Raw genomic sequence first — 24120 nt, forward strand, 5'->3', positions numbered from 1 at the left:
AATAAGGGCTGACATCGTGTCAGCCCTTGCGATTATAACGGGTCTACTTTCAGGCAGGAAACCGCATGTCGGAAACTGCCCTCCAGAACCGGTCGCGTTTGTGCGCACTCCGGCCCTGCCATCGGACATCGCGTGCGGAATACGCAACCTGACGGCGGGTTAATCGGTGATGGCAACTCACCTTCGAGAAGCTGGATGGTTTTATTCTTTTCCAGATCGGGATCGGGAATCGGTACAGCAGACATTAACGCTCTGGTGTAGGGGTGCAGCGGATTGTGGTACACCTCATCGTAAGTGCCTAACTCGACAGCGTGGCCCAGATACATCACCAGTACGCGATCGGAAATGTGCTTAACGACGGCCAGGTCATGCGCGATAAAGATCAGCGACAACCCCATCTCGCGCTGCAGTTTTTGCAGCAGGTTTACCACCTGCGCCTGGATAGAGACATCCAGTGCAGAAACCGGTTCATCACAGATGATCAATTTCGGTTCGAGGATCAGCGCACGCGCAATACCAATTCGCTGGCACTGGCCGCCGGAGAACTCGTGCGGATAGCGGTTGATGAGGTTCGGCAGCAGACCCACTTTCATCATCATCGCTTTCACACGGTCGCGGACTTCCTGACGCGACATCTTCGGATGGTAAGTGCGCAGCGGCTCGGCAATAATCTCACCAATGGTCATACGTGGGTTGAGTGACGCCAGCGGGTCCTGGAAAATCATCTGGATATCACTGCGCACGTCGCGCCATTCGTCCGGCTTCATGCCCAGCAGGTCTTTACCCAGCCAGGCGACTTTACCGTCTGTCGCTTTAACCAGACCGATAATCGCGCGCGCAAACGTTGATTTCCCGCAGCCTGATTCCCCCACCACGCCCAGGGTTTCCCCCTCGTAGAGGCGTAGCGTGACACCATCGACCGCTTTCAGGGTTTTAGGTGGCTGCCAGAACCACTGTTTGCCGTCTTTGATATCAAAATGCACTTTGAGGTCAGCGATTTCGAGCAGCACATTGCGTTTTTCATCTATTGCATTCATACCAGTTCCTCCAGCGGCTTAAAGCAGGCGCGCAGACGGCCTGGGGCAAACGCATCCAGCGGCGGAGCGCTGTTACAGATTTCCATCGCGTGCGGGCAACGTGGCTGGAACGGACAACCTTTCGGCAGGCGCAGCAGGTTTGGCGGATTCCCTGGAATGGTCAGCAGAGATTCGCCTTCTGCATCGAGACGTGGCACTGCGTTCAGCAGGCCAATCGAGTACGGATGCGCAGGGTGGTAGAACACATCACGCGCGTTGCCGTACTCCATGGTGCGCCCGGCATACATGACCAGCACCTTGTCACAGATACCGGCGACGACACCCAGATCGTGGGTAATCATAATGATTGCCGTGTTGAATTCGTGCTTAAGTTCATTCAACAGGGTCATGATTTGCGCCTGAACGGTCACATCCAGCGCCGTGGTAGGTTCATCAGCAATCAGCAGTTTTGGCCGACACAGCAGCGCCATCGCGATCATCACGCGCTGACGCATACCGCCCGAGAACTCGTGCGGGTACATGCGCATACGCTTACGGGCTTCCGGCATTTTTACCGCATCCAGCATTTTCACGGATTCGTCAAACGCTTCGGCTTTGCCCAGCCCTTTATGCAGCATCAACACTTCCATCAGCTGTTCGCCAACGCGCATGTACGGGTTTAGCGAGGTCATCGGGTCCTGAAAAATCATCGAAATCTGCTCGGCACGCAGTTTGTTCAGCTCCTGCTCCGGCAGGTTGAGGATCTCGCGACCGTTGAATTTCGCAGAACCGCCGATAACACCGTTCGCCGCCAGCAGACCCATCAGCGCAAACGCCGTCTGGGATTTCCCGGAGCCAGATTCGCCCACAATCCCCAATGTTTCACCTGCACGGAGGTTGAAATTGAGATCGTTTACAGCAGTTACGTCACCGTCTGGTGTTTTAAATGTCACCCGGAGGTCTTTCACATCCAGCAGAATGTTGCTCTGCCGTTGCGCCTGTGGCGCAGTTGCCGTTTCAATAATCGTCATGACGGCGCTCCTTAACGGTCTTTCGGATCGAGGGCATCACGCAGGCCATCGCCGATAAAGTTGAAACAAAACAGGGTAACGACCAGGAAGCCTGCCGGATACAACAGCAACCACGGCGACACTTCCATAGAGTTCGCGCCATCACTCAGCAATGCGCCCCAGCTACTCAACGGCTCTTGTGTGCCCAGCCCCAAGAAGCTCAGGAAGGATTCGAACAGGATCATGCTTGGCACCAGCAGTGAGGCATATACCACCACCACACCCAGCACGTTCGGGACAATGTGGCGTACCACGATATTCCCCGTAGAAACACCCCCAACCTGCGCCGCTTCGATAAACTCTTTGCGTTTAAGGCTCAGCGTTTGCCCGCGCACGATACGCGCCATATCCAGCCAGGAAACCATTCCGATTGCCACGAAGATCAACAGGATATTCTGACCGAAGAAGGTCACCAGCAGGATCACGAAGAACATGAACGGGAAGGAGTTTAAGATCTCCAGCAGACGCATCATCACGGAGTCCACTTTTCCGCCCAGGTAGCCAGAAAGAGAGCCGTAAAGCGTGCCCAGGATCACCGCCACCAGCGCGGCGGCGATACCCACCATCAGCGAGATACGCCCGCCAATCGCCACACGAACCAGCAGGTCACGGCCTGAGGAGTCCGTCCCGAAATAGTGCCCGGACTCCATATCCGGCGCGCTGGACATCATGCCCCAGTCCGTATCGAAATAGGTGAATTGCGACAACATCGGCGCAAGCGTGACAAACAGCGCAATGATCACCAGCACAATCAGGCTGGCGACGGCGGCGCGGTTGTGCATAAAACGACGACGGGCGTCCTGCCAGAGGCTGCGACCTTCCACTTCCAGTTTTTCACTGAAGTTTTCCAGCGCCTCGCTGTTTTTCTTACTCAACATCATGGCGTGCTCCAGTTAGTAACGGATTTTCGGGTCGATGACGGCATACAGCACATCGACGATGGCGTTAAAGAGAATCGTCAACGCACCGACAAGGATTGTCAGACTCAATACCAGCGAATAGTCGCGGTTAAGCGCGCCGTTAACAAACAGCTGACCAATACCCGGCAGGCCATAGATGGTTTCAATAACCATTGACCCGGTAATGATACCGACGAAGGCCGGGCCCATGTAGGACAGGACGGGCAACAGCGCAGGCTTGAGCGCATGGCGGAAGATAATGCGGCGCATTGGTAGCCCTTTCGCTCGCGCCGTGCGGATGAAGTTAGAGTGCAAGACTTCAATCATTGAACCACGGGTAATACGCGCGATACTGGCAATATAGGCCAGCGATAATGCCACCATCGGCAAAATCATGAACTTGAGCGCCCCGCCGTTCCAGCCGCCACCGGGCAGCCATTTCAGCGTGATGGCAAATATCATTACCAGCAATGGCGCGACAACGAAGCTGGGGATAACCACCCCGGTCATTGCGACCCCCATTACGGCATAATCCCATTTGGTATTTTGTTTTAGCGCGGCGATAACGCCCGCAGTGACGCCGAGGACGACAGCCAGGATAAATGCCGCAGCACCTAATTTCGCTGACACAGGGAAGCTCGAAGCCACCAGGTCGTTAACGGAATAGTCTTTATATTTGAATGACGGTCCGAAATCACCGTGCGCAAGTTGCTTCAGATAATTGAAGTATTGGGTGGCGATAGGATCGTTTAAGTGGTATTTCGCTTCGATGTTGGCCATCACTTCTGGCGGCAGCGTACGTTCTCCGGTAAAAGGGCTTCCCGGTGCAAGACGCATCATGAAGAAGGAAATCGTAATTAGAATAAATAGCGTTGGAATCGCTTCAAGACAGCGACGTAGGATAAATTTCAACATTGCCCGTACCTTCTGGCCTGTGCCTATATTATATGATGATGGTTAGACACCGTGGGGCGAGCCTGCCCGCCCCACTCATTGCCATTAATGCTTGATAATATACAAGTTTTTAACGTAGATATTATCCATCGGGTCTTTACCGGTATAACCACCTACCCACGGCTTAACCAGACGGGCGTTAACGTAGTAGTAAACCGGAACGATCGCGGAGTCTTTATCCAGCTGCTGCTCAGCTTTGGAGTACAGTTCGGTACGCTGTGCTTCGTCAGTCGCTTTCAGGGTGTCGCCGATCAGCTTGTCAAACGCCGGGCTCTTATAGTGAGCCGTGTTGTTTGAGCTGTCGCTCAGCATGGTGTTCAGGAAAGAGGTCGGTTCGTTATAGTCCGCACACCAGCCTGCACGTGCCACATCAAAGGTGCCCTGATGACGGCTATCCAGGAAGGTTTTCCACTCCTGGTTTTCCAGCTTCACGTTCGCACCCAGGTTCTTTTTCCAGATCGAGGAGACGGCGATAGCCAGCTTTTTGTGCAGGTCAGAGGTGTTATACAGCAGGCTGAAGGTCAGCGGTTTGTCTGCGGTATAACCCGCTTCGGCCAGCAGTTTCTTCGCTTCTGCGTTACGCTGCTCCTGCGTCATTTTGAACCACTCTGGCTCGGTCAGTTTCGCGCCATCGGTGTACGGCGGGGTGTAGCTGTATGCTGGCAGATCGCCCTGGTTCTTCACTTTGTTGACGATGATATCGCGATCCAGAGCCAGCTTCAGTGCGGTACGAACGCGCACATCAGTAAATGGCGCTTTCTGGTTGTTGATTTCGTAGTAGTAAGTACACAGATACGGATCGACGTGGACTTCTTTAGGGATCTCTTTTTTCAGCTTCTGGAACAGTTCAATCGGCATGTTGTTATAAGTCATGTCGATTTCACCGCTGCGGTAGCGGTTAACGTCTGTCACTTCAGAGGCAATTGGCAGGTAGGTTACCTGGTTAATCACGGTCTTCGCGTTGTCCCAATAGTTAGGGTTACGCTCAAGATCGATACGTTCGTTAACCACCCAGGCTTTCAGCTTATACGCCCCGTTGGTGACGATATTGGCAGGCTGAGTCCATTTCTCACCGAATTTTTCCACAGCGGCTTTCGGTACCGGAGAAACTGATGGGTGAACCAGCAGTTTATAGAAGTACGGAACAGGTTCGCTCAACGTCACTTCAAAGGTATTGGCGTCGATGGCTTTCACGCCCAGATCGGTAACCGGTTTTTTGCCGGCAATGATGTCATCAATATTGGCAATGTGGCCGTACTGCAGATAGCTCGCATAGGGCGAAGCGGTATTTGGATTCGCCAGACGCTGCCAGCTATACACGAAGTCTTCCGCAGTAACTGGCGTACCGTCTGACCATTTCGCATCTTTACGCAGATGGAAGGTCCAGACTTTGAAATCTTTGTTTTCCCATTTTTCTGCCACACCCGGTGCCGGGTGGCCGTCTACGTCGGTCACCAGCAGGCCTTCGAACAGGTCGCGGTTAACGTTAGACTCAGGAACGCCTTCAATTTTGTGCGGATCAAGAGATTGTACTTCCGCACCGTTGTTACGCACCAGCGTCTGTTTCTCAGCCAGTTGAACACCTGCAGGAACGTCCGCAGCCATTGCAGCGTTGCCTGTGATTAGCGCAGTTAAAATTCCCGCCGCTACCAGACTTTTTTTTGTGATGATGGACATTGTGTTGATACTCCACTCATTATAATGACTGGCCTTCGCCAGCTGTGTAATCCCCTTTTGGGGCCTGTACAGCGCAGGAGTTTTTTTTGCTGCTGTCAGGTTCTTTTTTTACTTCTTGCTATCACCGACTTTTTATTACTGACCGCTCGTATGGCCGTCTTGCGTCGATTCATTAACACGTCACCCCTGTCTGTGACGTGTATTGGATATCTGAGAAGAGGACTATATGAAAATAATTCTCATCTACTTGTTTAGTGCTGCAAAATATAAGGCCGGAAAGTACCAAAAGGCGGAAACTCTCGCCAATACATTTTGCAAATTTGTTAAGCAATTCTCTTTTACGCCGAGTGCCGTTTCTTGGGGGGCAGCCCTGCCCGACATCAAATACCAGGAAAATCCCCTGTTATTCAATAGAGTAGAGAAAAGTATCTCTCTTCGCGCGTCGCTGCGCTATCATCGGCTGGATTTGTACAAAAAATTAACAACTGATTATTATTTAGCACATTCCTCTGGGGGAACGTTAAAATTACTAATATCATTTCGGTTATCTCTCAGCAAGCCCCAGAGTATCATGTGAGGAAAATAACAGTGAGTTTGAAGGTTTTTCATGCAAGGTAGCGAAGGAGGGATTAATAACTCTTTGAAAACTAACAAAAGACAATTATTAGCAGAATTTATTATGGCTCGTGCATTTTTCAACTTTATTTATATGATTTGCTGATAATCACGTAAAAAAAACGGAGCGCATGCCCCGTTCTTTCATATGAAATAATCAGTGTAATAGTCCGGGGAAAATGCTCTTGATCCCGGTGACGATGAATTCGATACCCAACGCCATCAATAAAAGGCCCATGATACGGGTGATAACGTTGATTCCCGTCTGCCCCAGCAAACGTACCAGCCACGGTGCCATGCGGAAGACTCCCCAGCAGCAGAGCGCGAAAACGGCAATGGCGACGGAAAAACCGATAAGATGCATCAGGTTGTGGTAGCGAGTCCCCCACACTATCGTCGAACTGATGGCCCCAGGGCCTGCCATTAGCGGTAACGCCAGCGGCACAACGCCAATGCTTTCACGGATCGCCGTTTCTGATTTTTCCTGCTTGTTCTGCTTATCTTCCCCCAGCTTGCCGCTGATCATCGACATGGCGATGGTCACAACCAGAATCCCACCAGCAATACGGAATGAATCAATCGAGATCCCGAACAACTGCAGAATGGCATCGCCAAGAAAAAGCGAAGTAAGCAAAATGATAGCCACTGACAGGTTAGCCGTCAGATTGGTTTTGTTCCTGGCCGCTGCCGTTTGATAGCTGGTCATACTAATGAAGACCGGAATGATCCCTACCGGGTTCACCAGTGCAAACAAACCAATAAAAAACTTAAAATATGTCGGGAAATCAAAGAGCGTTTGAATCACGTGTAGCTCCGCTAATGAGCATGGCCTGAGACTAAAAATGTGTCATGGTTAAACCGCGCTGAAGATACGCTTTTTATGCGCATACTTCATCAGAAATCTGAGTCAAAATGCCCTCATTTCATGATGTTAAATATTTGTAGAATCAATGATAGAAGCGCTTCCAATAGTTACGTAATTATTTAACAGTGGAATAATCATGGCGAAATAACCCTGCTGAAAGGTATCAGCTTGTGAGAAAATTGACGCAGATCATGATTTTCGTACTCAGAAGTGAGTAATCTTGATTACGCCGCCAGGGAGATCACCCGTCAAAAAGGTATGATGCTAAGGTAAGGCTCTTTTAGTAAATTAGTGAGCTGGAGCAAGAAGTAACCCTTTGTTTTAATGTGTATTACGCAAGGGTTATCGGCTCTGACTATACTGTCTGACGTATCGAGCGCTGGTTTACTAAAAGAGTTTAACATTATCAGGAGAGCATTATGGCTGTTACCAATATCGCTGAACTGAACGCACTCGTCGAGCGCGTGAAAAAAGCACAGCGTGAATATGCCAATTTCACCCAAGAACAGGTTGATAAAATCTTCCGCGCGGCCGCTCTGGCTGCTGCAGATGCTCGAATCCCTCTCGCTAAAATGGCCGTTGCCGAATCCGGCATGGGTATCGTTGAAGATAAAGTGATCAAAAACCACTTTGCTTCTGAGTATATCTACAACGCCTATAAAGATGAGAAAACCTGCGGCGTGCTGTCTGAAGACGACACATTCGGTACTATCACCATTGCAGAACCTATCGGCATCATTTGCGGTATCGTTCCAACCACTAACCCAACGTCTACCGCTATCTTCAAATCGCTTATCAGCCTGAAGACCCGTAACGCAATTATCTTCTCTCCACATCCACGTGCTAAAGATGCGACAAACAAAGCAGCAGATATCGTTCTGCAGGCCGCAATCGCAGCTGGCGCACCAAAAGATCTGATTGGCTGGATTGATCAACCGTCCGTTGAACTGTCTAACGCACTGATGCATCACCCTGACATTAACCTGATTCTGGCGACCGGTGGTCCTGGTATGGTTAAAGCAGCGTACAGCTCCGGTAAACCTGCTATCGGCGTAGGCGCGGGTAACACTCCTGTTGTTATCGACGAAACGGCTGATATCAAACGTGCTGTTGCTTCTGTTCTGATGTCCAAAACCTTCGACAACGGTGTTATCTGTGCTTCTGAACAGTCTGTTGTTGTGGTTGATTCCGTTTACGACGCCGTTCGTGAACGTTTCGCCAGCCACGGTGGCTATCTGCTGCAAGGTAAAGAGCTGAAAGCTGTTCAGGACATCATCCTGAAAAATGGCGCACTGAACGCCGCTATCGTTGGTCAGCCAGCGTACAAAATTGCAGAGCTTGCAGGCTTTACCGTTCCGGCTACCACTAAGATCCTGATCGGTGAAGTAACCGTTGTTGACGAAAGCGAGCCATTTGCTCACGAAAAACTGTCCCCTACGCTTGCAATGTACCGTGCGAAAGATTTCGACGACGCGGTAGAGAAAGCAGAGAAACTGGTCGCCATGGGCGGTATCGGTCACACCTCTTGCCTGTACACCGACCAGGACAACCAGCCAGAACGTGTTGCTCACTTCGGTCAGAAGATGAAAACCGCACGTATCCTGATTAACACCCCGGCTTCTCAGGGTGGTATCGGTGACCTGTACAACTTTAAACTCGCACCTTCCCTGACTCTGGGTTGTGGTTCCTGGGGTGGTAACTCCATCTCTGAAAACGTTGGTCCAAAACACCTGATCAACAAGAAAACCGTTGCTAAGCGAGCTGAAAACATGTTGTGGCACAAACTTCCGAAATCTATCTACTTCCGCCGTGGCTCTCTGCCAATCGCGCTGGATGAAGTGATTACTGATGGCCACAAACGTGCGCTCATCGTGACTGACCGTTTCCTGTTCAACAACGGCTACGCAGACCAGATCACCTCTGTACTGAAAGCCTCTGGCGTCGAAACTGAAGTCTTCTTTGAAGTTGAAGCTGACCCGACACTGAGCGTTGTACGCAAAGGTGCTGAACTGGCAAACTCCTTCAAACCAGATGTGATTATCGCACTGGGTGGTGGTTCCCCAATGGACGCCGCGAAGATCATGTGGGTCATGTACGAGCATCCGGAAACCCACTTCGAAGAACTGGCACTGCGCTTTATGGATATCCGTAAACGTATCTACAAGTTCCCGAAAATGGGCGTGAAAGCGAAAATGATCGCCGTCACCACCACGTCCGGTACGGGTTCAGAAGTCACACCGTTTGCGGTTGTGACTGATGACGCCACCGGTCAGAAATACCCACTGGCTGACTATGCACTGACTCCGGATATGGCTATCGTTGACGCCAACCTGGTGATGGATATGCCGAAATCACTGTGTGCATTTGGTGGTCTGGATGCCGTCACTCACGCCCTGGAAGCCTATGTTTCCGTACTGGCCTCTGAGTTCTCTGACGGTCAGGCTCTGCAGGCTCTGAAACTGCTGAAAGAAAACCTGCCAGCATCTTATAACGAAGGGTCTAAAAACCCGGTAGCGCGTGAACGTGTACACAGTGCCGCAACTATCGCAGGTATCGCGTTTGCGAACGCCTTCCTGGGTGTTTGCCACTCAATGGCACACAAACTGGGTTCTCAGTTCCACATTCCTCACGGTCTGGCGAACGCCCTGTTGATCAGCAACGTTATTCGTTATAACGCCAACGACAACCCAACCAAGCAGACTGCTTTCAGTCAGTACGACCGTCCGCAAGCACGTCGTCGTTACGCTGAAATTGCAGACCATCTGGGTCTGAGCGCGCCGGGCGACCGTACCGCTGCGAAAATCGAGAAACTGCTGGCATGGCTTGACAGCATCAAAGCAGAGCTGGGTATTCCTAAATCTATCCGTGAAGCAGGCGTTCAGGAAGCTGACTTCCTCGCTCACGTAGATAAGCTCTCTGAAGATGCATTCGATGACCAGTGTACCGGTGCTAACCCACGTTACCCGCTGATCTCCGAGCTGAAACAGATCCTGATGGATACCTACTACGGCCGTGAGTACAAAGAAGGCGACGTTGTTGCTGCAAAAGTTGAAGCTCCTGCAGTAAAAGCTGACAAAAAAGCGAAGAAAAGCGCTTAATTGACAGCCTGATAAAAAACCCGCCAATGGCGGGTTTTTTTATGCCTGATGTCAGGCCTGAAAATTACAATCAGGGATTATTTTCGATTGTCACTCTGGATTGCCGTCAACGAGCCCACAACAAGCGCTTCTTTATAGTGTTTGCGGCAGACTGACACATAACGCTCATTCCCGCCTATGACCACCTGCTCACCGTCTGCATATGGCTTCCCCGACTGATCCAGACGAAGCACCATACTGGCTTTACGTCCACAGAAACAGATGGTTTTCAGTTCTACCAGTTTATCGGACCAGGCAAGCAAATACTGGCTACCGGGAAATAACTCGCCCCGGAAATCAGTGCGCAGGCCATAACAAAGAACGGGGATATCCAGCTCGTCTACAACCTCTGACAGCGCATGAACCTGTTCACGCGTCAGGAACTGGCTTTCGTCGACCAGCACACAATGAATGGGCTTAGAAGCATGCTCTGCACGGATATCCTCTAACAAATCAGTTTCCGGGTTATACAGCCTTGCAGGAGACGAGAGCCCTATTCTTGAACTTACCTTTCCTGCACCAAAGCGATCGTCGATCTCGGCAGTGTAAACGACGGTACGCATACCGCGTTCCTGATAATTGTAGGAAGATTGCAGCAACGCTGTCGATTTCCCTGCATTCATTGCCGAATAGTAGAAATAAAGTTGTGCCATTGGCTGTAAAACCCTAATCAATGTGTAATATTCCCGATGAATCATTGTACCATATTTTGTCTGGTCATCAGCGATACACCGCACAGACTATGCCGTTCAGAGCAAGCGGAGGCATCGGGAAGCATAGAAAATAATACGTTAAAACAGTCATTAAACGCTTTTAAGGCCATCATTACCTTAAGCGCCCAGCCAAACATAACACTTCTTTTTATACTGGAATCAACGTTCATTAAAATTCACTATTTATTAACTATTTTTTGCTGTAGCTGCGCTTAGCTGGAGTAATACAAAAGGCTGATATTTATCCGCCGCAACTATAATTCCTGAGGGAAATGTCACAAAAACAAACATGCAATCAGCAGGCTGTTGCCGTTTAGGGTGATATCTTGCAGGACAGACAAGCGATGAAATTTAAGTTAGCGTAATTAATAATAGCGTCGATAATTTAGTATTTTTTGAATTCCTTACATTCCTGGCTATTGCACAACTCAATTTATCGCTCTATTATTAGGTCAACAAACCACCCCCATTATAAGTTTGAGATTACTACAATGAGCGAAGCACTTAAAATTCTGAACAACATCCGTACTCTTCGTGCGCAGGCAAGAGAATGCACCCTGGAAACGCTTGAAGAAATGCTGGAAAAATTAGAAGTTGTAGTTAATGAGCGTCGTGAAGAAGAAAGCGCAGCTGCCGCCGAAATCGAAGAACGTACTCGCAAACTGCAGCAATATCGTGAAATGCTGATTGCCGATGGTATCGATCCAAACGAATTGCTGAACAGCATGGCTGCAGCTAAAACAGGTACTAAAGCGAAACGCGCTGCTCGTCCGGCTAAATATAGCTACATTGATGAGAATGGCGAAGAGAAAACCTGGACTGGCCAGGGTCGTACTCCAGCCGTTATCAAGAAAGCAATGGATGAGCAAGGTAAACAACTGGATGACTTCCTGATTAAGGACTAATCTGGCCGTATTCTAAGAATCCCGCTATTAGCGGGATTTTTTATGCCCACAATTTACCTCAAACATCCGCTTACAGTCTGTCATATAGCATAAGAGTCGATTTAACGTCCTTTACATTCCCGTGACTCCGCGAAGTTCCTGTGAGCATAAAAAAACCGGCGGGCAAAGCCACACCGGTCTTGTTGAGCGGAGTATCAGATTATTACTTAATACCCACGCTTTCTTTGAGCCAGGCTTTAAATTCTTCGCCCAGGCTATTATGACGGATACCATATTCAACAAACGCCTGCATATAACCGAGTTTATTACCGCAGTCGTGGCTCTTCCCTTTCATATGGTAGGCTTCAACGGTCTCTTTCTCGATCAGCATATCAATAGCGTCGGTCAACTGGATCTCATCACCTGCTCCTGGAGGCGTTTTCGCCAGCAGCGGCCAAATTTCAGCACTCAGCACATAACGACCCACAACCGCCAGATTGGACGGCGCAACGTCGGCTTTTGGCTTCTCTACCACACCGACCATCGGTACGCTTTCGCCAGGCTCAAGGTTAACGCCTTTGCAGTCAACAACACCATAAGCGGTCACGTCTTCAACCGGCTCAACCATAATCTGGCTGCTGCCTGTTTCGTCGAAGCGTTTAATCATTTCGGCGAGGTTATCCTGAGAAAGATCTGATTCGTATTCGTCCAGAATGACATCTGGCAGAATAACTGCTACGGGCTCATTACCCACAACCGGATGCGCGCACAGTACCGCATGACCCAGCCCTTTAGCCAGGCCCTGACGAACCTGCATAATGGTCACGTGTGGAGGGCAAATAGATTGAACTTCAGCTAACAGCTGGCGCTTAACACGTTTTTCCAGCATTGCTTCCAGCTCAAAACTGGTATCGAAATGGTTCTCGATAGAGTTCTTAGATGAATGCGTAACCAGTACAATTTCTGTAATGCCTGCAGCGATACATTCATTAACGACATACTGGATTAATGGCTTATCCACCAAAGGCAGCATCTCTTTCGGGATGGCCTTTGTTGCTGGTAACATCCTGGTCCCCAATCCCGCTACCGGGATAACGGCCTTTCTGACTTTCGAATTTAGGGCAGCCATTGAAATTCTCCTGAGCTGTTCAAGTTTTGAACTTTTATGCATTAAATAACGCGTTGAGTATATCAGCCATCCCCTGTAGTACGGGTCTGAAAAGAACGCGTTGCCGATCAATTAGGATAAATACGAATGAATCTGGTAGTGATAGTAGCACTGCCGCCAAAACACAGGTAAAGCAATCTGATTAATAAAATCTGACTGCTTATTCCGTGGACAACATTAAGCGTAACCGCCCTCCTGCCCCCCAAATTTGACACTGCCAGGACGAACAACGATGGCTAATTTGATTGAGATACGCCGTGCCCAATGTTCCCAGCGGTACACCGTTACTCACCTGAATATGATGTTCACCGGTATTCAGTGAGGCGTTTAAACCCGCAGAGACAAGGATGAGATTTTTCAGCCCGCTATGGTAATAACCAACCAAAAGCGGAAACTGTCCTGGCAAATTGGCCTGGCGAAAAAGTTGGTTAACTTGTTTCAGCAAACTTCCTAACTCAGGAAGCCGTTGTCCCTGATGGGATAACTGCTCCTGCAGCAGTCCATTAAAGAGTGCGCGAAGTAATAACGCCGCTAATACGCCATTATCCCCTGCTCGCGTGACGTCCAGACAATAAAATGCCAAATCGGTATCTGACAACGGGGCAATATCCAGCACCAGGCCAGGCTGATCGGCCGCTACCAGCTGGCGATAATTCACTCGGCAATGCGAAATATTTTGCTGCACTGGCGGCTGAAGCTCTTGCAATAATTTCGCGGCCGCGGGGGGATCGCTGACTAAGGCATCCCAGTCCTGGAAAAGGCGTTCTTCTTCTTCGACACGGGAATTGAACATATTGGGATACAGGCAGGCCAGTACGGTTTCACGCAAACGGCTGAGATCCTTAACGGGCTTCAGCAGAATGTCCTGCACACCCAACCGCAACGCCTTAGCGATATCCGCCATATTCTCCGTCGCAGAAATCACCAGTATTGGCGTCTGGTCGCCTTCATTACGCAGGTGCTCAACCAGCTTAAGACCGTTCATGCGCGGCATGGCAATATCGCAGATCATCAAATCAGGAGTGATACTGACCATTTTCTCCAGCGCATCAATGCCATCTTCAGCAAGCGACGTAATTGCGCCCAGCGAGGATAACCACGAATCCAGCAGCGATCGGAAAACGGGCTCGTCTTCAACTATCAAAATGTGTTTTCCGGCCAATGGCTGCGTCATAGTTCCTCCCCTGGCTGACAGTTACTCAATAGTGGCATGCTATCGGTACTATCGCCTGTCAGATTTTGCTGAAGTAATCAAAAAAAGGATGCTTAAAGTGCTGTCCGCACAAATGGCAACAGTTCATCTATTTTCTTTTCGACGGCTAACGAGCCCGCTGCGATGGCGGCCTCGGCCCGATGGAAATCAAGGGTAGAGATTTGCGGACAATATGGCTGAATCAGAATATCTGGCGGATCTCCGGCCATACGGTTTCGCTTCAGGCGATTCTCAAGCACCTGAATAGAGGTGGTCATTATTTCCATTGCGGTCGGCGCAGTGATGGCACGTTTTGCAGCCATACGCCCTATTCTTCCGCGTAAGCGTTCATGCCAGGCGAGCCGCTCCCCCTCTGCATCATCACTATGGAGGTTGACCGGCATGAGGTCTTGCTGCATCAGGTGAGCATCGTGTTGCAAATCCACGGCGATGACGATATCCGCGCCCATTGCGCGTGTCAGTGAAATAGGCACCGGGTTCACTACCCCGCCATCCACTAACCAGTAACCGTTATGCGGCACAGGAGCCATCAGACCCGGTATGCTGCAGGATGCGCGCACAGCGAGGTGAATATCTCCCTCGGTGAGCCATAACTCTCTGCCCGTACTAAGGTTCGTTGCCACGGCTCCGAAGGGCATCTGACAATGACGAAAGTCATCAAGAGGCATTATCTGACGAAACTGATTAAACACACGTTCGCCACGTAGCAGGCCACCACGCTGCCAGGAGAGATCCATCAGGCGCAGGACATCCCAGTAGCTGAACGAGCGAACCCAACGTTCAAGCTCCGGGAGCTTACCGCACGCGTATGCAGACCCAACCAGCGAACCAATTGAACACCCTGCAACGATATCAATGTCGATTCCCATCTGTTTTAAGGCATTGATAACGCCAATATGTGACCAGCCCCTGGCTGCACCTGAGCCAAGCGCCAGACCTATTTTTACCTTTCTCATTAGCCCTGCTTAAACTTCCCCTGGATTCCAGACATAGCGTCAACGCAACTGCTCAGTTAACATGGTGCTACCTTAAAAGTTAATTTTTGTTCCAGGAAGAGAATCGTGTCTCAACTCTGCCCCTGCGGTAGCGCTCTGGAGTATAGCCTATGTTGCCAGCGATATCTTTCTGGCGAGCAGGTTGCACCAGACCCGTCACACCTTATGCGTTCACGATATACTGCTTTTGTGATCCGCGACGCAGACTACCTGATTAAAACCTGGCACCCATCGTGCCACGCTGCCGATTTTCGGCAAGATATTGAAACCGGGTTCGCCAACACCCGATGGCTCGGGCTTACCGTGTTTGAGTCTGCTCCTGGCCGAGACAACAATGAAGGCTACGTGAGCTTTGTTGCCCGGTTTAGCGAACAGAATAAACCGGGAGCAATTATCGAACGTTCCCGGTTCTTAAAGGAAAGCGGGCAATGGTATTATATTGACGGTACGCGTCCTCAATTCGGTCGTAACGATCCCTGCCCCTGCGGTTCAGGTAAAAAATTTAAAAAGTGTTGCGGGCAGTAATGCCTGACAACTCAGACTTCGCAAATACTCAAACAGGATTTCCCGGCGATGCAATCACTACAACGTAAAGTTCTGCGCACCATTTGTCCCGACCAAAAAGGGCTTATCGCACGAATTACCAACATTTGTTACAAGCATGAACTGAATATCGTGCAGAACAACGAGTTCGTTGACCACCGTACTGGCCGTTTCTTCATGCGTACCGAGCTGGAAGGCATTTTCAACGACACCACCCTGCTTGCCGATCTGGACAGCGCCCTGCCGGAAGGCTCAGTACGTGAACTGACGCCTGCGGGCCGTCGTCGTATTGTGATTCTGGTGACCAAAGAGGCCCATTGCCTGGGCGACCTGCTGATGAAAGCAAACTATGGCGGCCTGGACGTCGAAATCGCCGCCGTTATCGGTAACCATGAGACGCTGCGTACGCTGGTTGAGCGTTTCGACATTCCGTTTGAACTGGTGAGCCATGAAGGCCATACCCGCGAAGAACACGACAACCTGATGGCACAGGCTATTGAAGCGCACAACCCTGACTATGTGGTGCTGGCAAAATATATGCGCGTGCTCACACCTTCTTTTGTGGCGAGATTCCCGAACAAGATTATCAATATTCACCATTCATTCCTGCCTGCCTTTATTGGTGCGCGTCCTTACCACCAGGCATACGAGCGCGGCGTGAAGATCATCGGTGCGACGGCGCATTACGTGAATGACAATCTGGATGAAGGCCCAATCATTATGCAGGATGTGATTCATGTGGATCATACCTATACGGCGGAAGATATGATGCGTGCCGGGCGTGACGTTGAAAAGAACGTACTGAGCCGCGCGTTGTATCAGGTTCTGGCACAGCGGGTCTTCGTCTATGGTAACAGAACGATTATTCTTTAATCCTTCGGAAAATGAACTGATTAGCTTTGCGTCTTTACGAACAAAAAGCAGGCAAACGGCTTCATTTTCCTAAAGGAATGCTTTACAGGGGCGCGTCATTTGATATGATGCGCCCCGCTTCCAGCAGGAAGCAGGCCAGTTAATAGCATTACCCCGTGGTGGGGTTCCCGAGCGGCCAAAGGGAGCAGACTGTAAATCTGCCGTCATCGACTTCGAAGGTTCGAATCCTTCCCCCACCACCATCTCTCAGCGTTACCTCAAAATATGAATTACCCCTGGTGGGGTTCCCGAGCGGCCAAAGGGAGCAGACTGTAAATCTGCCGTCATCGACTTCGAAGGTTCGAATCCTTCCCCCACCACCATCTCTTTTGTAAAATTCCACTTTGTAATTTCTGTACCGTTTTCCCTGGCTAAAACAAAGCCGAGCTTCCGTTGCAGGTCGGGTAAGGCGTAGCCGCCATCCGGCACCTGACAGAGACATCCGCGCTAAACGCCCCGAGCCAGGACAAAAAAAACCCCGCAAATGCGGGGCCAGTATCAAAACAGCGGATTAGCGACGTGCGCGCACAATCTGGTATTTGCGCGTCAGGTACTCCACCGGTGCGCTCCAGATGTGCACAAGACGGGAGAACGGGAACAATACAAACAGCGTCATGCCCAGCACCAGGTGCACGCGGAAGACAAATGCCACACCGTCCAGATGCTCAGACGCACCGCCGTGGAAAGTCACCACAGACTGCGCCCAGCCAACCAGCTTCATCATTTCGCTGCCGTCCATATGCTGCGCGGAGAACGGAATGGTCAGCAGACCCAGCGCGCACTGAACCATCAGCAAGGACAAAATCAGAATGTCCGCTCCGGTGGTGGTAGCACGAACGCGCGGGCTGAACAGGCGGCGTTTCAACAGCAGCAGGCCACCCACCAGCGTCATCACACCACAGGCACCACCAGCGATCATCGCCATTTTCTGCTTCACTTCGACAGGCAGGAAGGATTCATACATCCAGTGAGGCGTCAGCATGCCCAGGAAGTGACCGGCGAAAATCCCCAGAATGCCAATATGGAACAGGTTGGATGCCAGGTTCATTCCTTTGCGATCCAGCATCTGGCTGGAGGCAGCACGCCAGGTGTACTGGCCGTAGTCATAACGCAGCCAGCTTCCCACCAGGAATACGGTGCCCGCAATATACGGGTAGATGTCAAAGAAGAACATATTCAGGAAGTGCATTATTGCTGTCCTCCGTTAGAGATATTCAGATATTGCGGAGCAACCGCTCCGGCAAAACGACGCTGGTGAGCCGAGATTTCCGACTCGCCACAGTTCTGGTCAGCAAAGAATTTCACCTGCTCTTCTTCCCAGACCGCATCCAGTGCCTGCGGTGTGTCGTCGCGGGCTTCATCCGCAATTTTTTCCGCTACTTTTTCACTGTCGACCGAGGCGTTTGCCAGCTTCACCAGCAGGTCGAACAGCACTGCGTAGCGGCTCTCACGTTGCTGAAGACGCGCGCTGAGCAACGCCAGAATCGGCGCGATGTCCTGCAAACCGCCAAGGGCATCTTCTTTTGGCAGCTGTGCCAGATATTCCAGGTACAGCGGCAGGTGGTCTGGAAGCTCACGGCTGTCGAGCTGCAGGCCGTGCTGCTCGTACTGGGCCATCAGGTCTACCATCGCCTGACCACGGTCGCGGGACTCACCGTGAACGTGTTCAAACAGCAGCAGTGAGGTAGCGCGGCCACGGTCAAACAGCTGGCTGTAATCCGCCTGCGCATCGAGCAGATCGCGCGCTAACAGGTCGCGGAGGAAAACGCCCAGTTTCTGGGCATCCTCTTTATCCAGGTTTTCAGATGACGCGAGTGCATCGAAGAGTTCCTGTTGATGCTGCGCAAGCGCAGCATCCGGGTACTCGAGCAGACGCGAAACAATGACGAGTTCAATCATTGGTGCGGCTCCGTTTTGCTGGTCACATCCATGGCGTCGATGCGGCGGCTGTTGAACAGGTTGAATTTGCTGTCTGACCCGTGGCAACCGTCGCCAAAGGTAAAGCCACAACCTCTTTGTTCCGGGAAGGCTTCGCGGGCCTGCTCACGGTGGCTGCTCGGCACCACGAAGCGGTCTTCGTAGTTCGCAATCGCCAGGTAACGGTACATCTCCTGCGCCTGCGCTTCGGTCAGCCCAACCTCTTCCAGCGCACGGGTATCGTTAACACCGTCAACGGTTTCCGCACGTTTGAAATGACGCATCGCCAGCATACGTTTCAGCGCCAGCAACACCGGCTGGGTATCGCCTGCGGTCAACAGGTTCGCCAGGTACTGAACCGGGATACGCAGGCTTTCCACATCCGGCAGAATGCCGTTGCTGCCCAGTTCGCCTGCATCAGCGGCAGACTGAATCGGAGACAGAGGCGGCACGTACCAGACCATCGGCAGCGTGCGGTATTCCGGATGCAGCGGCAGGGCCAGCTTCCAGTCCATCGCCATTTTGTACACCGGAGACTGCTGTGCCGCGTCGATCACGCTCTGCGGTACGCCGTCTTTCAGCGCCTGCTCAATCACCTTCGGATCGTTTGGATCAAGGAACACGTCCAGCTGGCGCTGATACAGATCTTTCTCGTTCTCGGTGCTGGCCGCATTTTCAATCGCATCCGCGTCATACAGCAGCACGCCGAGGTAACGAATACGCCCTACGCAGCTCTCGGAGCAGACGGTTGGCATCCCGGCTTCAATACGTGGATAACAGAAAATACACTTCTCTGATTTGCCGCTCTTCCAGTTGAAGTAGATTTTTTTGTACGGGCAACCGGTAATGCACATACGCCAGCCGCGGCACTTGTCCTGGTCGATCAGGACGATGCCGTCTTCTTCACGCTTGTAGATAGCACCGCTCGGGCAGGTCGCGACGCACGCCGGGTTAAGGCAGTGCTCACACAGACGCGGCAGATACATCATGAAGGTGTTTTCGAACTGGCCGTACATCGCCTTCTGCATGTTTTCGAAGTTCTGGTCTTTGGCGCGTTTTTCGAACTCACCACCCAGGATCTCTTCCCAGTTTGGACCGCTGGTGATCTTGTCCATGCGCTGACCGGTGATCAGCGAGCGAGGACGCGCGATCGGCTGGTGTTTGCTTTCCGGCGCGTTATGCAGATTCTGGTAGTCGTAGTCAAACGGCTCGTAATAATCGTCGATACCCGGCAGATGCGGGTTAGCAAAGATTTTACCCAGCAGCATCGCGCGGTTACCCATGCGCGGCTGCAGCTTGCCGTTGATTTTACGTATCCAGCCGCCCTTCCACTTCTCCTGATTTTCCCAGTCGGTCGGGAAGCCGGTGCCAGGTTTACTTTCCACGTTATTGAACCAGGCGTATTCCATACCTTCACGGCTGGTCCAGACGTTTTTACAGGTGACTGAGCAGGTATGACAGCCGATGCATTTATCCAGATTCAGCACCATGCCGACTTGTGAACGAATTTTCATTTTACGCTCTCCTGTACCTGGTCATTACCTTCGCCGTCTAACCAGTTAATATTCTTCATCTTACGTACCACCACGAACTCATCGCGGTTAGATCCTACGGTGCCGTAGTAGTTAAAGCCGTAGGCCAGTTGCGCATAGCCGCCGATCATATGGGTTGGCTTAGGTGTAATACGGGTCACGGAGTTGTGAATACCGCCGCGCTGCTCGGTGATTTCAGACCCCGGCAGGTTAACGATACGTTCCTGCGCGTGGTACATCATGGTCATCCCGGCAGGTACACGCTGGCTCACCACCGCACGCGCCGTCAGCGCACCATTGCTGTTGAACACCTCGATCCAGTCGTTATCTTCGATACCCAGATCTTTAGCGTCCGCTTCACTCATCCACACAATCGGGCCACCGCGGGACAACGTCAGCATCAGCAGGTTGTCGCTGTAGGTGGAGTGGATACCCCACTTCTGGTGCGGCGTCAGGAAGTTCAGCGCCTTCTCAGGGTTACCGTTGGATTTCTTGCCCATCACAGTTTTCACCGAACGGGTGTCGATTGGCGGACGATAAACCAGCAGGCTTTCACCGAAGTCACGCATCCACTGGTGATCCTGATACAGAGACTGACGACCGGACAGGGTACGCCATGGGATCAGCTCGTGAACGTTGGTGTAACCGGCGTTATAAGAGACATGCTCATCTTCCAGGCCAGACCAGGTCGGGCTGGAGATAATTTTGCGTGGCTGCGCCTGAATATCGCGGAAGCGAATTTTCTCTTCCTCTTTATTCGTTGCCAGATGCGTATGATCACGGCCAGTGAATTCACTCAGCGCCGCCCACGCTTTTACCGCCACATGGCCATTGGTTTCAGGAGCCAGAGTCAGGATCATCTCTGCCGCATCAATTGCCGTGTTCAGCATTGGCTGGCCTTTAGCCGGGCCGTCTGCTTTGGTGTAATTGAGCTTACGCAGCAGATCCATTTCGCTCTGGGTGTTCCAGGCAATGCCTTTCCCGCCGTTACCGATTTTCTCCATCAGCGGGCCGATAGAGGTAAAGCGCTCGTAAGTGGCCGGATAGTCGCGTTCAACCGGAATAATATGCGGCGCAGTAACGCCAGGGATCAGGTCGCACTCGCCTTTCTTCCAGTCTTTCACGTCCAGCGGCTGCGCCAGTTCGGCGGCAGAGTCGTGCTGGATTGGCAGCGTAACCACGTCGGTCTCTTTACCCAGGTGACCCACACAGACCTCGGAGAATTTCTTCGCGATGTCTTTGTAGATCTCCCAGTCACTTTTGGATTCCCATGCCGGGTCAACAGCAGCCGACAGCGGATGAATAAACGGATGCATATCCGAGGTATTCATGTCGTCTTTTTCGTACCAGGTCGCGGTTGGCAGCACGATGTCGGAGTACAGGCAGGTGCTCGACAGACGGAAGTCCAGCGTCACCACCAGATCCAGCTTGCCGTCCAGCCCGTTGTCTTTCCATTCCACTTCTTCAGGCTTCACGCCGCCCTGTTTGCCGAGATCTTTACCCTGGATACCATTTTCAGTACCGAGCAGGTATTTCAGCATGTACTCGTGGCCTTTACCGGACGAACCCAGCAGGTTAGAGCGCCAGATAAACAGGTTGCGCGGATGGTTTTTACCGTTTTCCGGCTGTTCAGCCGCGAAACGGATTGAGCCGTCTTTCAGGGATTTAACGGTGTAATCCACCGGCGTCATGCCTGCTTTTTTCGCTTCTTCCGCGATGCGCAGCGGGTTAGTACCCAGTTGAGGCGCAGACGGCAGCCAGCCCATACGTTCAGCGCGAACGTTGAAATCAATCAGATGGCCGCTGTAGCGGGATTTATCTGCCATCGGTGACAGCAATTCCTGCGCGGTTACCGTCTCGTAGCGCCACTGGCTGGAGTGGTTATAGAAGTAAGAGGTGCTGTTCATGTGACGCGCCGGACGCTGCCAGTCAAGGGCAAACGCCAGCGGCTGCCAGCCGGTTTGCGGACGCAGTTTTTCCTGGCCCACATAGTGCGCCCAGCCGCCGCCGCTCTGACCCACACAGCCGCAGAAGATCAGCATGTTGATCAGGCCGCGATAGTTCATATCGAGGTGATACCAGTGGTTCAGACCGGCACCCACGATAATCATCGAACGACCGTGAGTTTTATCTGCGTTTTCCGCAAATTCACGTGCGATACGGGTGATCTGTGCCGCCGGTACGCCCGTGATTTTCTCCGCCCACGCCGGCGTATACGCTTTCACTTCGTCGTAGCTGGTTGCGCAGTTTTCGTCGTTCAGGCCACGTTCCAGACCATAGTTGGCCATGGTCAGGTCGTAAACGGTTGTCACCAGCGCCGTAGACCCATCCGCCAGCTGCAGGCGTTTCACCGGCAGTTTGTGCATCAGGACGTTTTGCAGTTCAACTTTATTGAAGTGTTCAGAACCTTCACCGCCGAAGTACGGGAAGCCGACTTCAGCGATGTCGTCCTGGCTACCCAGCATGCTGAGACGCAGTTCAGTCTCTTCACCCGTGGTGCCGTTACGCTGCTCCAGGTTCCATTTACCCTTCTCGCCCCAACGGAAACCGATAGAGCCGTTTGGTGCTACCAGCTCGCCATGACTGTTAAAGGCGACGGTTTTCCACTCTGGATTGTTTTCCTGACCCAGTGCGTCTACCAGATCGGCTGCACGCAGTGTGCGGCCCGCGGCATAGTAACCATCACGCTCTTCCAGCATCACCAGCATCGGCATGTCGGTATAGCGGCGCACGTAGTCGGTGAAATACTGGCTTGGTTTATCCAGGTGGAATTCACGCAGCATGACGTGGCCCATTGCCATCGCCATCGCGGCATCGGTCCCTTGCTTCGGAGCCAGCCACAGGTCGCACAGTTTGGCGATTTCTGCGTAATCCGGGGTCACTGCAACGGTTTTGGTGCCTTTATAGCGGACTTCAGTGAAGAAGTGGGCGTCTGGGGTACGGGTCTGCGGAACGTTAGAACCCCAGGCAATGATGTAGCTGGAGTTGTACCAGTCTGCAGATTCAGGCACATCGGTCTGTTCGCCCCAGGTCTGCGGAGAGGCTGGCGGCAGGTCACAGTACCAGTCGTAGAAGCTCAGACAAGTGCCGCCGATCAGCGACAGATAGCGAGCACCGGAAGCGTAAGAGACCATCGACATCGCCGGAATTGGCGAGAAGCCTGCGACACGGTCCGGGCCGTAAGTTTTGACGGTATAGACGTTAGAGGCGGCAATCAGTTCGTTCACCTCTTTCCAGGAAGAACGGACAAAACCACCGCGGCCACGAGCTTGTTTAAAACTTTTCGCTTTGTCAGCATCCTCGATAATGGATGCCCAGGCATCAACCGGATCGCTGTGCTGAACTTTCGCTTCACGCCACATTTTCATCAGGCGTTTACGCATCAGTGGGTATTTCAGACGGTTAGCGCTGTAGAGATACCAGGAGTAGCTGGCACCACGCGGACAGCCGCGCGGTTCGTGGTTTGGCATATCCGGGCGAGTGCGCGGATAGTCGGTCTGCTGCATTTCCCAGGTCACCAGACCGTTTTTAACGAAAATCTTCCAGCTACAAGAGCCAGTGCAGTTTACGCCGTGGGTAGAACGGACAACTTTGTCATGCTGCCAGCGCTGACGGTAACCGTCTTCCCAGTCCCGGTTAGTCTCCAGAACCTGGCCGTGCCCATCGGCAAAAGTTTCACCCTTCTGTTTGAAGTAGCGAAACCGGTCCAAAAATTTGCTCATCGGGTATCTCCTGTGTGGAGCCTGTGGCTCTCTAAATCGACATTGCTGATTTGCAGCGAAGGTAACGCCCTGATAGATGACGAGAATTGATAACGATCAAGGCAAAGAGGCTCTTCGCGTCGTGGTATTACATGTGCTACCACTTAAGCGGTATATTTTTCTATTTTTTATCTTTATGATTTATAAGGGTAAAATCCATTTATCGTACAAACAGTACGGCTTTTTTTAACATCTTAGGTATTAAGGGGTAGAGACAGCTGCAAAGCGATGGCGATCACAGTGTCAGAG

At 51.7% G+C, this 24120-nt stretch carries 19 protein-coding genes and 2 tRNA genes; 7 read left to right on the forward strand and 14 right to left on the reverse strand.

Annotated elements, in window-relative coordinates; genetic code table 11:
• Window positions 1–32 precede the first annotated feature (32 nt).
• The 5 genes from oppF to oppA form a co-directional block, all read right to left on the reverse strand.
• Window positions 33–1037, reverse strand: coding sequence for a murein tripeptide/oligopeptide ABC transporter ATP-binding protein OppF (oppF, locus tag EoCCA6_RS02380; RefSeq protein ID WP_152081312.1), 1005 nt, complete (start codon window positions 1035–1037; stop codon window positions 33–35).
• Window positions 1034–2047 carry an ABC transporter ATP-binding protein gene (gene oppD / locus EoCCA6_RS02385; protein WP_152081313.1) on the reverse strand — a complete coding sequence of 338 codons (1014 nt, stop codon included), beginning with the start codon at window positions 2045–2047 and terminating at the stop codon, window positions 1034–1036. The genes oppF and oppD overlap by 4 nt, the downstream gene beginning before the upstream one ends.
• 11 nt (window positions 2048–2058) lie before the next feature.
• Window positions 2059–2967, reverse strand: a complete 909-nt coding sequence (oppC, locus tag EoCCA6_RS02390) for an oligopeptide ABC transporter permease OppC (protein WP_152081314.1) — start codon at window positions 2965–2967, stop codon at window positions 2059–2061.
• A 12-nt stretch (window positions 2968–2979) separates the two neighbouring features.
• On the reverse strand, window positions 2980–3900 hold the full coding sequence (oppB, locus tag EoCCA6_RS02395) for an oligopeptide ABC transporter permease OppB (RefSeq protein ID WP_152081315.1): 921 nt from the start codon (window positions 3898–3900) through the stop codon (window positions 2980–2982).
• 84 nt (window positions 3901–3984) lie between these two features.
• Window positions 3985–5616 (reverse strand): oligopeptide ABC transporter substrate-binding protein OppA, encoded by a 1632-nt coding sequence (gene oppA, locus EoCCA6_RS02400; protein ID WP_152081316.1) that lies wholly within the window; start codon window positions 5614–5616, stop codon window positions 3985–3987.
• Window positions 5617–5842: 226 nt separating this feature from the next.
• On the opposite strand from oppA, the gene EoCCA6_RS02405 reads away from it, so the two are divergent.
• Window positions 5843–6193 (forward strand): hypothetical protein, encoded by a 351-nt coding sequence (locus EoCCA6_RS02405; RefSeq protein WP_152081317.1) that lies wholly within the window; start codon window positions 5843–5845, stop codon window positions 6191–6193.
• Window positions 6194–6388: 195 nt separating this feature from the next.
• On the opposite strand, the gene EoCCA6_RS02410 is transcribed toward EoCCA6_RS02405, so the two are convergent.
• Window positions 6389–7036, reverse strand: coding sequence for a YchE family NAAT transporter (locus EoCCA6_RS02410; RefSeq protein WP_152081318.1), 648 nt, complete (start codon window positions 7034–7036; stop codon window positions 6389–6391).
• A gap of 479 nt (window positions 7037–7515) precedes the next feature.
• On the opposite strand from EoCCA6_RS02410, the gene adhE reads away from it, so the two are divergent.
• Window positions 7516–10194 (forward strand): bifunctional acetaldehyde-CoA/alcohol dehydrogenase, encoded by a 2679-nt coding sequence (gene adhE, locus EoCCA6_RS02415; RefSeq protein ID WP_152081319.1) that lies wholly within the window; start codon window positions 7516–7518, stop codon window positions 10192–10194.
• A 77-nt stretch (window positions 10195–10271) separates the two neighbouring features.
• On the opposite strand, the gene tdk is transcribed toward adhE, so the two are convergent.
• Entirely contained in the window at window positions 10272–10886 is a 615-nt protein-coding gene (gene tdk / locus EoCCA6_RS02420; RefSeq protein WP_152081320.1) for a thymidine kinase, read from the reverse strand.
• A gap of 551 nt (window positions 10887–11437) precedes the next feature.
• On the opposite strand from tdk, the gene hns reads away from it, so the two are divergent.
• On the forward strand, window positions 11438–11851 hold the full coding sequence (gene hns / locus EoCCA6_RS02425; RefSeq protein ID WP_003856724.1) for a histone-like nucleoid-structuring protein H-NS: 414 nt from the start codon (window positions 11438–11440) through the stop codon (window positions 11849–11851).
• 202 nt (window positions 11852–12053) lie between these two features.
• Here hns and galU read toward each other — a convergent pair whose 3' ends face one another.
• The 3 genes from galU to rssA all read right to left on the reverse strand — a co-directional run bounded on the left by galU (window position 12054) and on the right by rssA (window position 15167).
• Window positions 12054–12959 carry a UTP--glucose-1-phosphate uridylyltransferase GalU gene (gene galU / locus EoCCA6_RS02430; RefSeq protein ID WP_152081321.1) on the reverse strand — a complete coding sequence of 302 codons (906 nt, stop codon included), beginning with the start codon at window positions 12957–12959 and terminating at the stop codon, window positions 12054–12056.
• Window positions 12960–13158: 199 nt separating this feature from the next.
• The gene (rssB, locus tag EoCCA6_RS02435; RefSeq protein WP_152081322.1) at window positions 13159–14172 is read right to left on the reverse strand and encodes a two-component system response regulator RssB; all 1014 of its coding nucleotides are present in this window, start codon (window positions 14170–14172) and stop codon (window positions 13159–13161) included.
• A 92-nt stretch (window positions 14173–14264) separates the two neighbouring features.
• The gene (gene rssA / locus EoCCA6_RS02440) at window positions 14265–15167 is read right to left on the reverse strand and encodes a patatin-like phospholipase RssA (RefSeq protein WP_152081323.1); all 903 of its coding nucleotides are present in this window, start codon (window positions 15165–15167) and stop codon (window positions 14265–14267) included.
• A gap of 105 nt (window positions 15168–15272) precedes the next feature.
• Between rssA and EoCCA6_RS02445 the strand changes: the two genes are divergently transcribed.
• From EoCCA6_RS02445 to EoCCA6_RS02460, 4 genes are all read left to right on the forward strand, one after another.
• Complete coding sequence (locus EoCCA6_RS02445; RefSeq protein ID WP_152081324.1) at window positions 15273–15731, forward strand: YchJ family protein; 459 nt, start codon at window positions 15273–15275, stop codon at window positions 15729–15731.
• A gap of 48 nt (window positions 15732–15779) precedes the next feature.
• Entirely contained in the window at window positions 15780–16622 is an 843-nt protein-coding gene (gene purU, locus EoCCA6_RS02450) for a formyltetrahydrofolate deformylase (RefSeq protein WP_014832256.1), read from the forward strand.
• A 157-nt stretch (window positions 16623–16779) separates the two neighbouring features.
• Window positions 16780–16864 (forward strand) — tRNA-Tyr (locus EoCCA6_RS02455).
• Window positions 16865–16899: 35 nt separating this feature from the next.
• Window positions 16900–16984, forward strand: a tRNA-Tyr gene (locus EoCCA6_RS02460).
• 188 nt (window positions 16985–17172) lie between these two features.
• Here the strand turns inward: EoCCA6_RS02460 and narI are convergent.
• Genes narI through EoCCA6_RS02480 form a run of 4 tightly spaced genes read right to left on the reverse strand, consistent with a single transcriptional unit; the run spans window position 17173 to window position 23832 of the window.
• Complete coding sequence (gene narI, locus EoCCA6_RS02465; protein ID WP_152081325.1) at window positions 17173–17850, reverse strand: respiratory nitrate reductase subunit gamma; 678 nt, start codon at window positions 17848–17850, stop codon at window positions 17173–17175.
• Window positions 17850–18560 (reverse strand): nitrate reductase molybdenum cofactor assembly chaperone, encoded by a 711-nt coding sequence (gene narJ / locus EoCCA6_RS02470; protein WP_152081326.1) that lies wholly within the window; start codon window positions 18558–18560, stop codon window positions 17850–17852. The genes narI and narJ overlap by 1 nt, the downstream gene beginning before the upstream one ends.
• The gene (gene narH / locus EoCCA6_RS02475) at window positions 18557–20092 is read right to left on the reverse strand and encodes a nitrate reductase subunit beta (RefSeq protein WP_152081327.1); all 1536 of its coding nucleotides are present in this window, start codon (window positions 20090–20092) and stop codon (window positions 18557–18559) included. Before narH ends, narJ begins: the two co-directional genes overlap by 4 nt.
• Complete coding sequence (locus EoCCA6_RS02480) at window positions 20089–23832, reverse strand: nitrate reductase subunit alpha (protein ID WP_152081328.1); 3744 nt, start codon at window positions 23830–23832, stop codon at window positions 20089–20091. The genes narH and EoCCA6_RS02480 overlap by 4 nt, the downstream gene beginning before the upstream one ends.
• Window positions 23833–24120 lie beyond the last annotated feature (288 nt).

It is taken from the genome of Enterobacter oligotrophicus (genome assembly GCF_009176645.1).
GTDB lineage: Bacteria > Pseudomonadota > Gammaproteobacteria > Enterobacterales > Enterobacteriaceae > Enterobacter > Enterobacter oligotrophicus.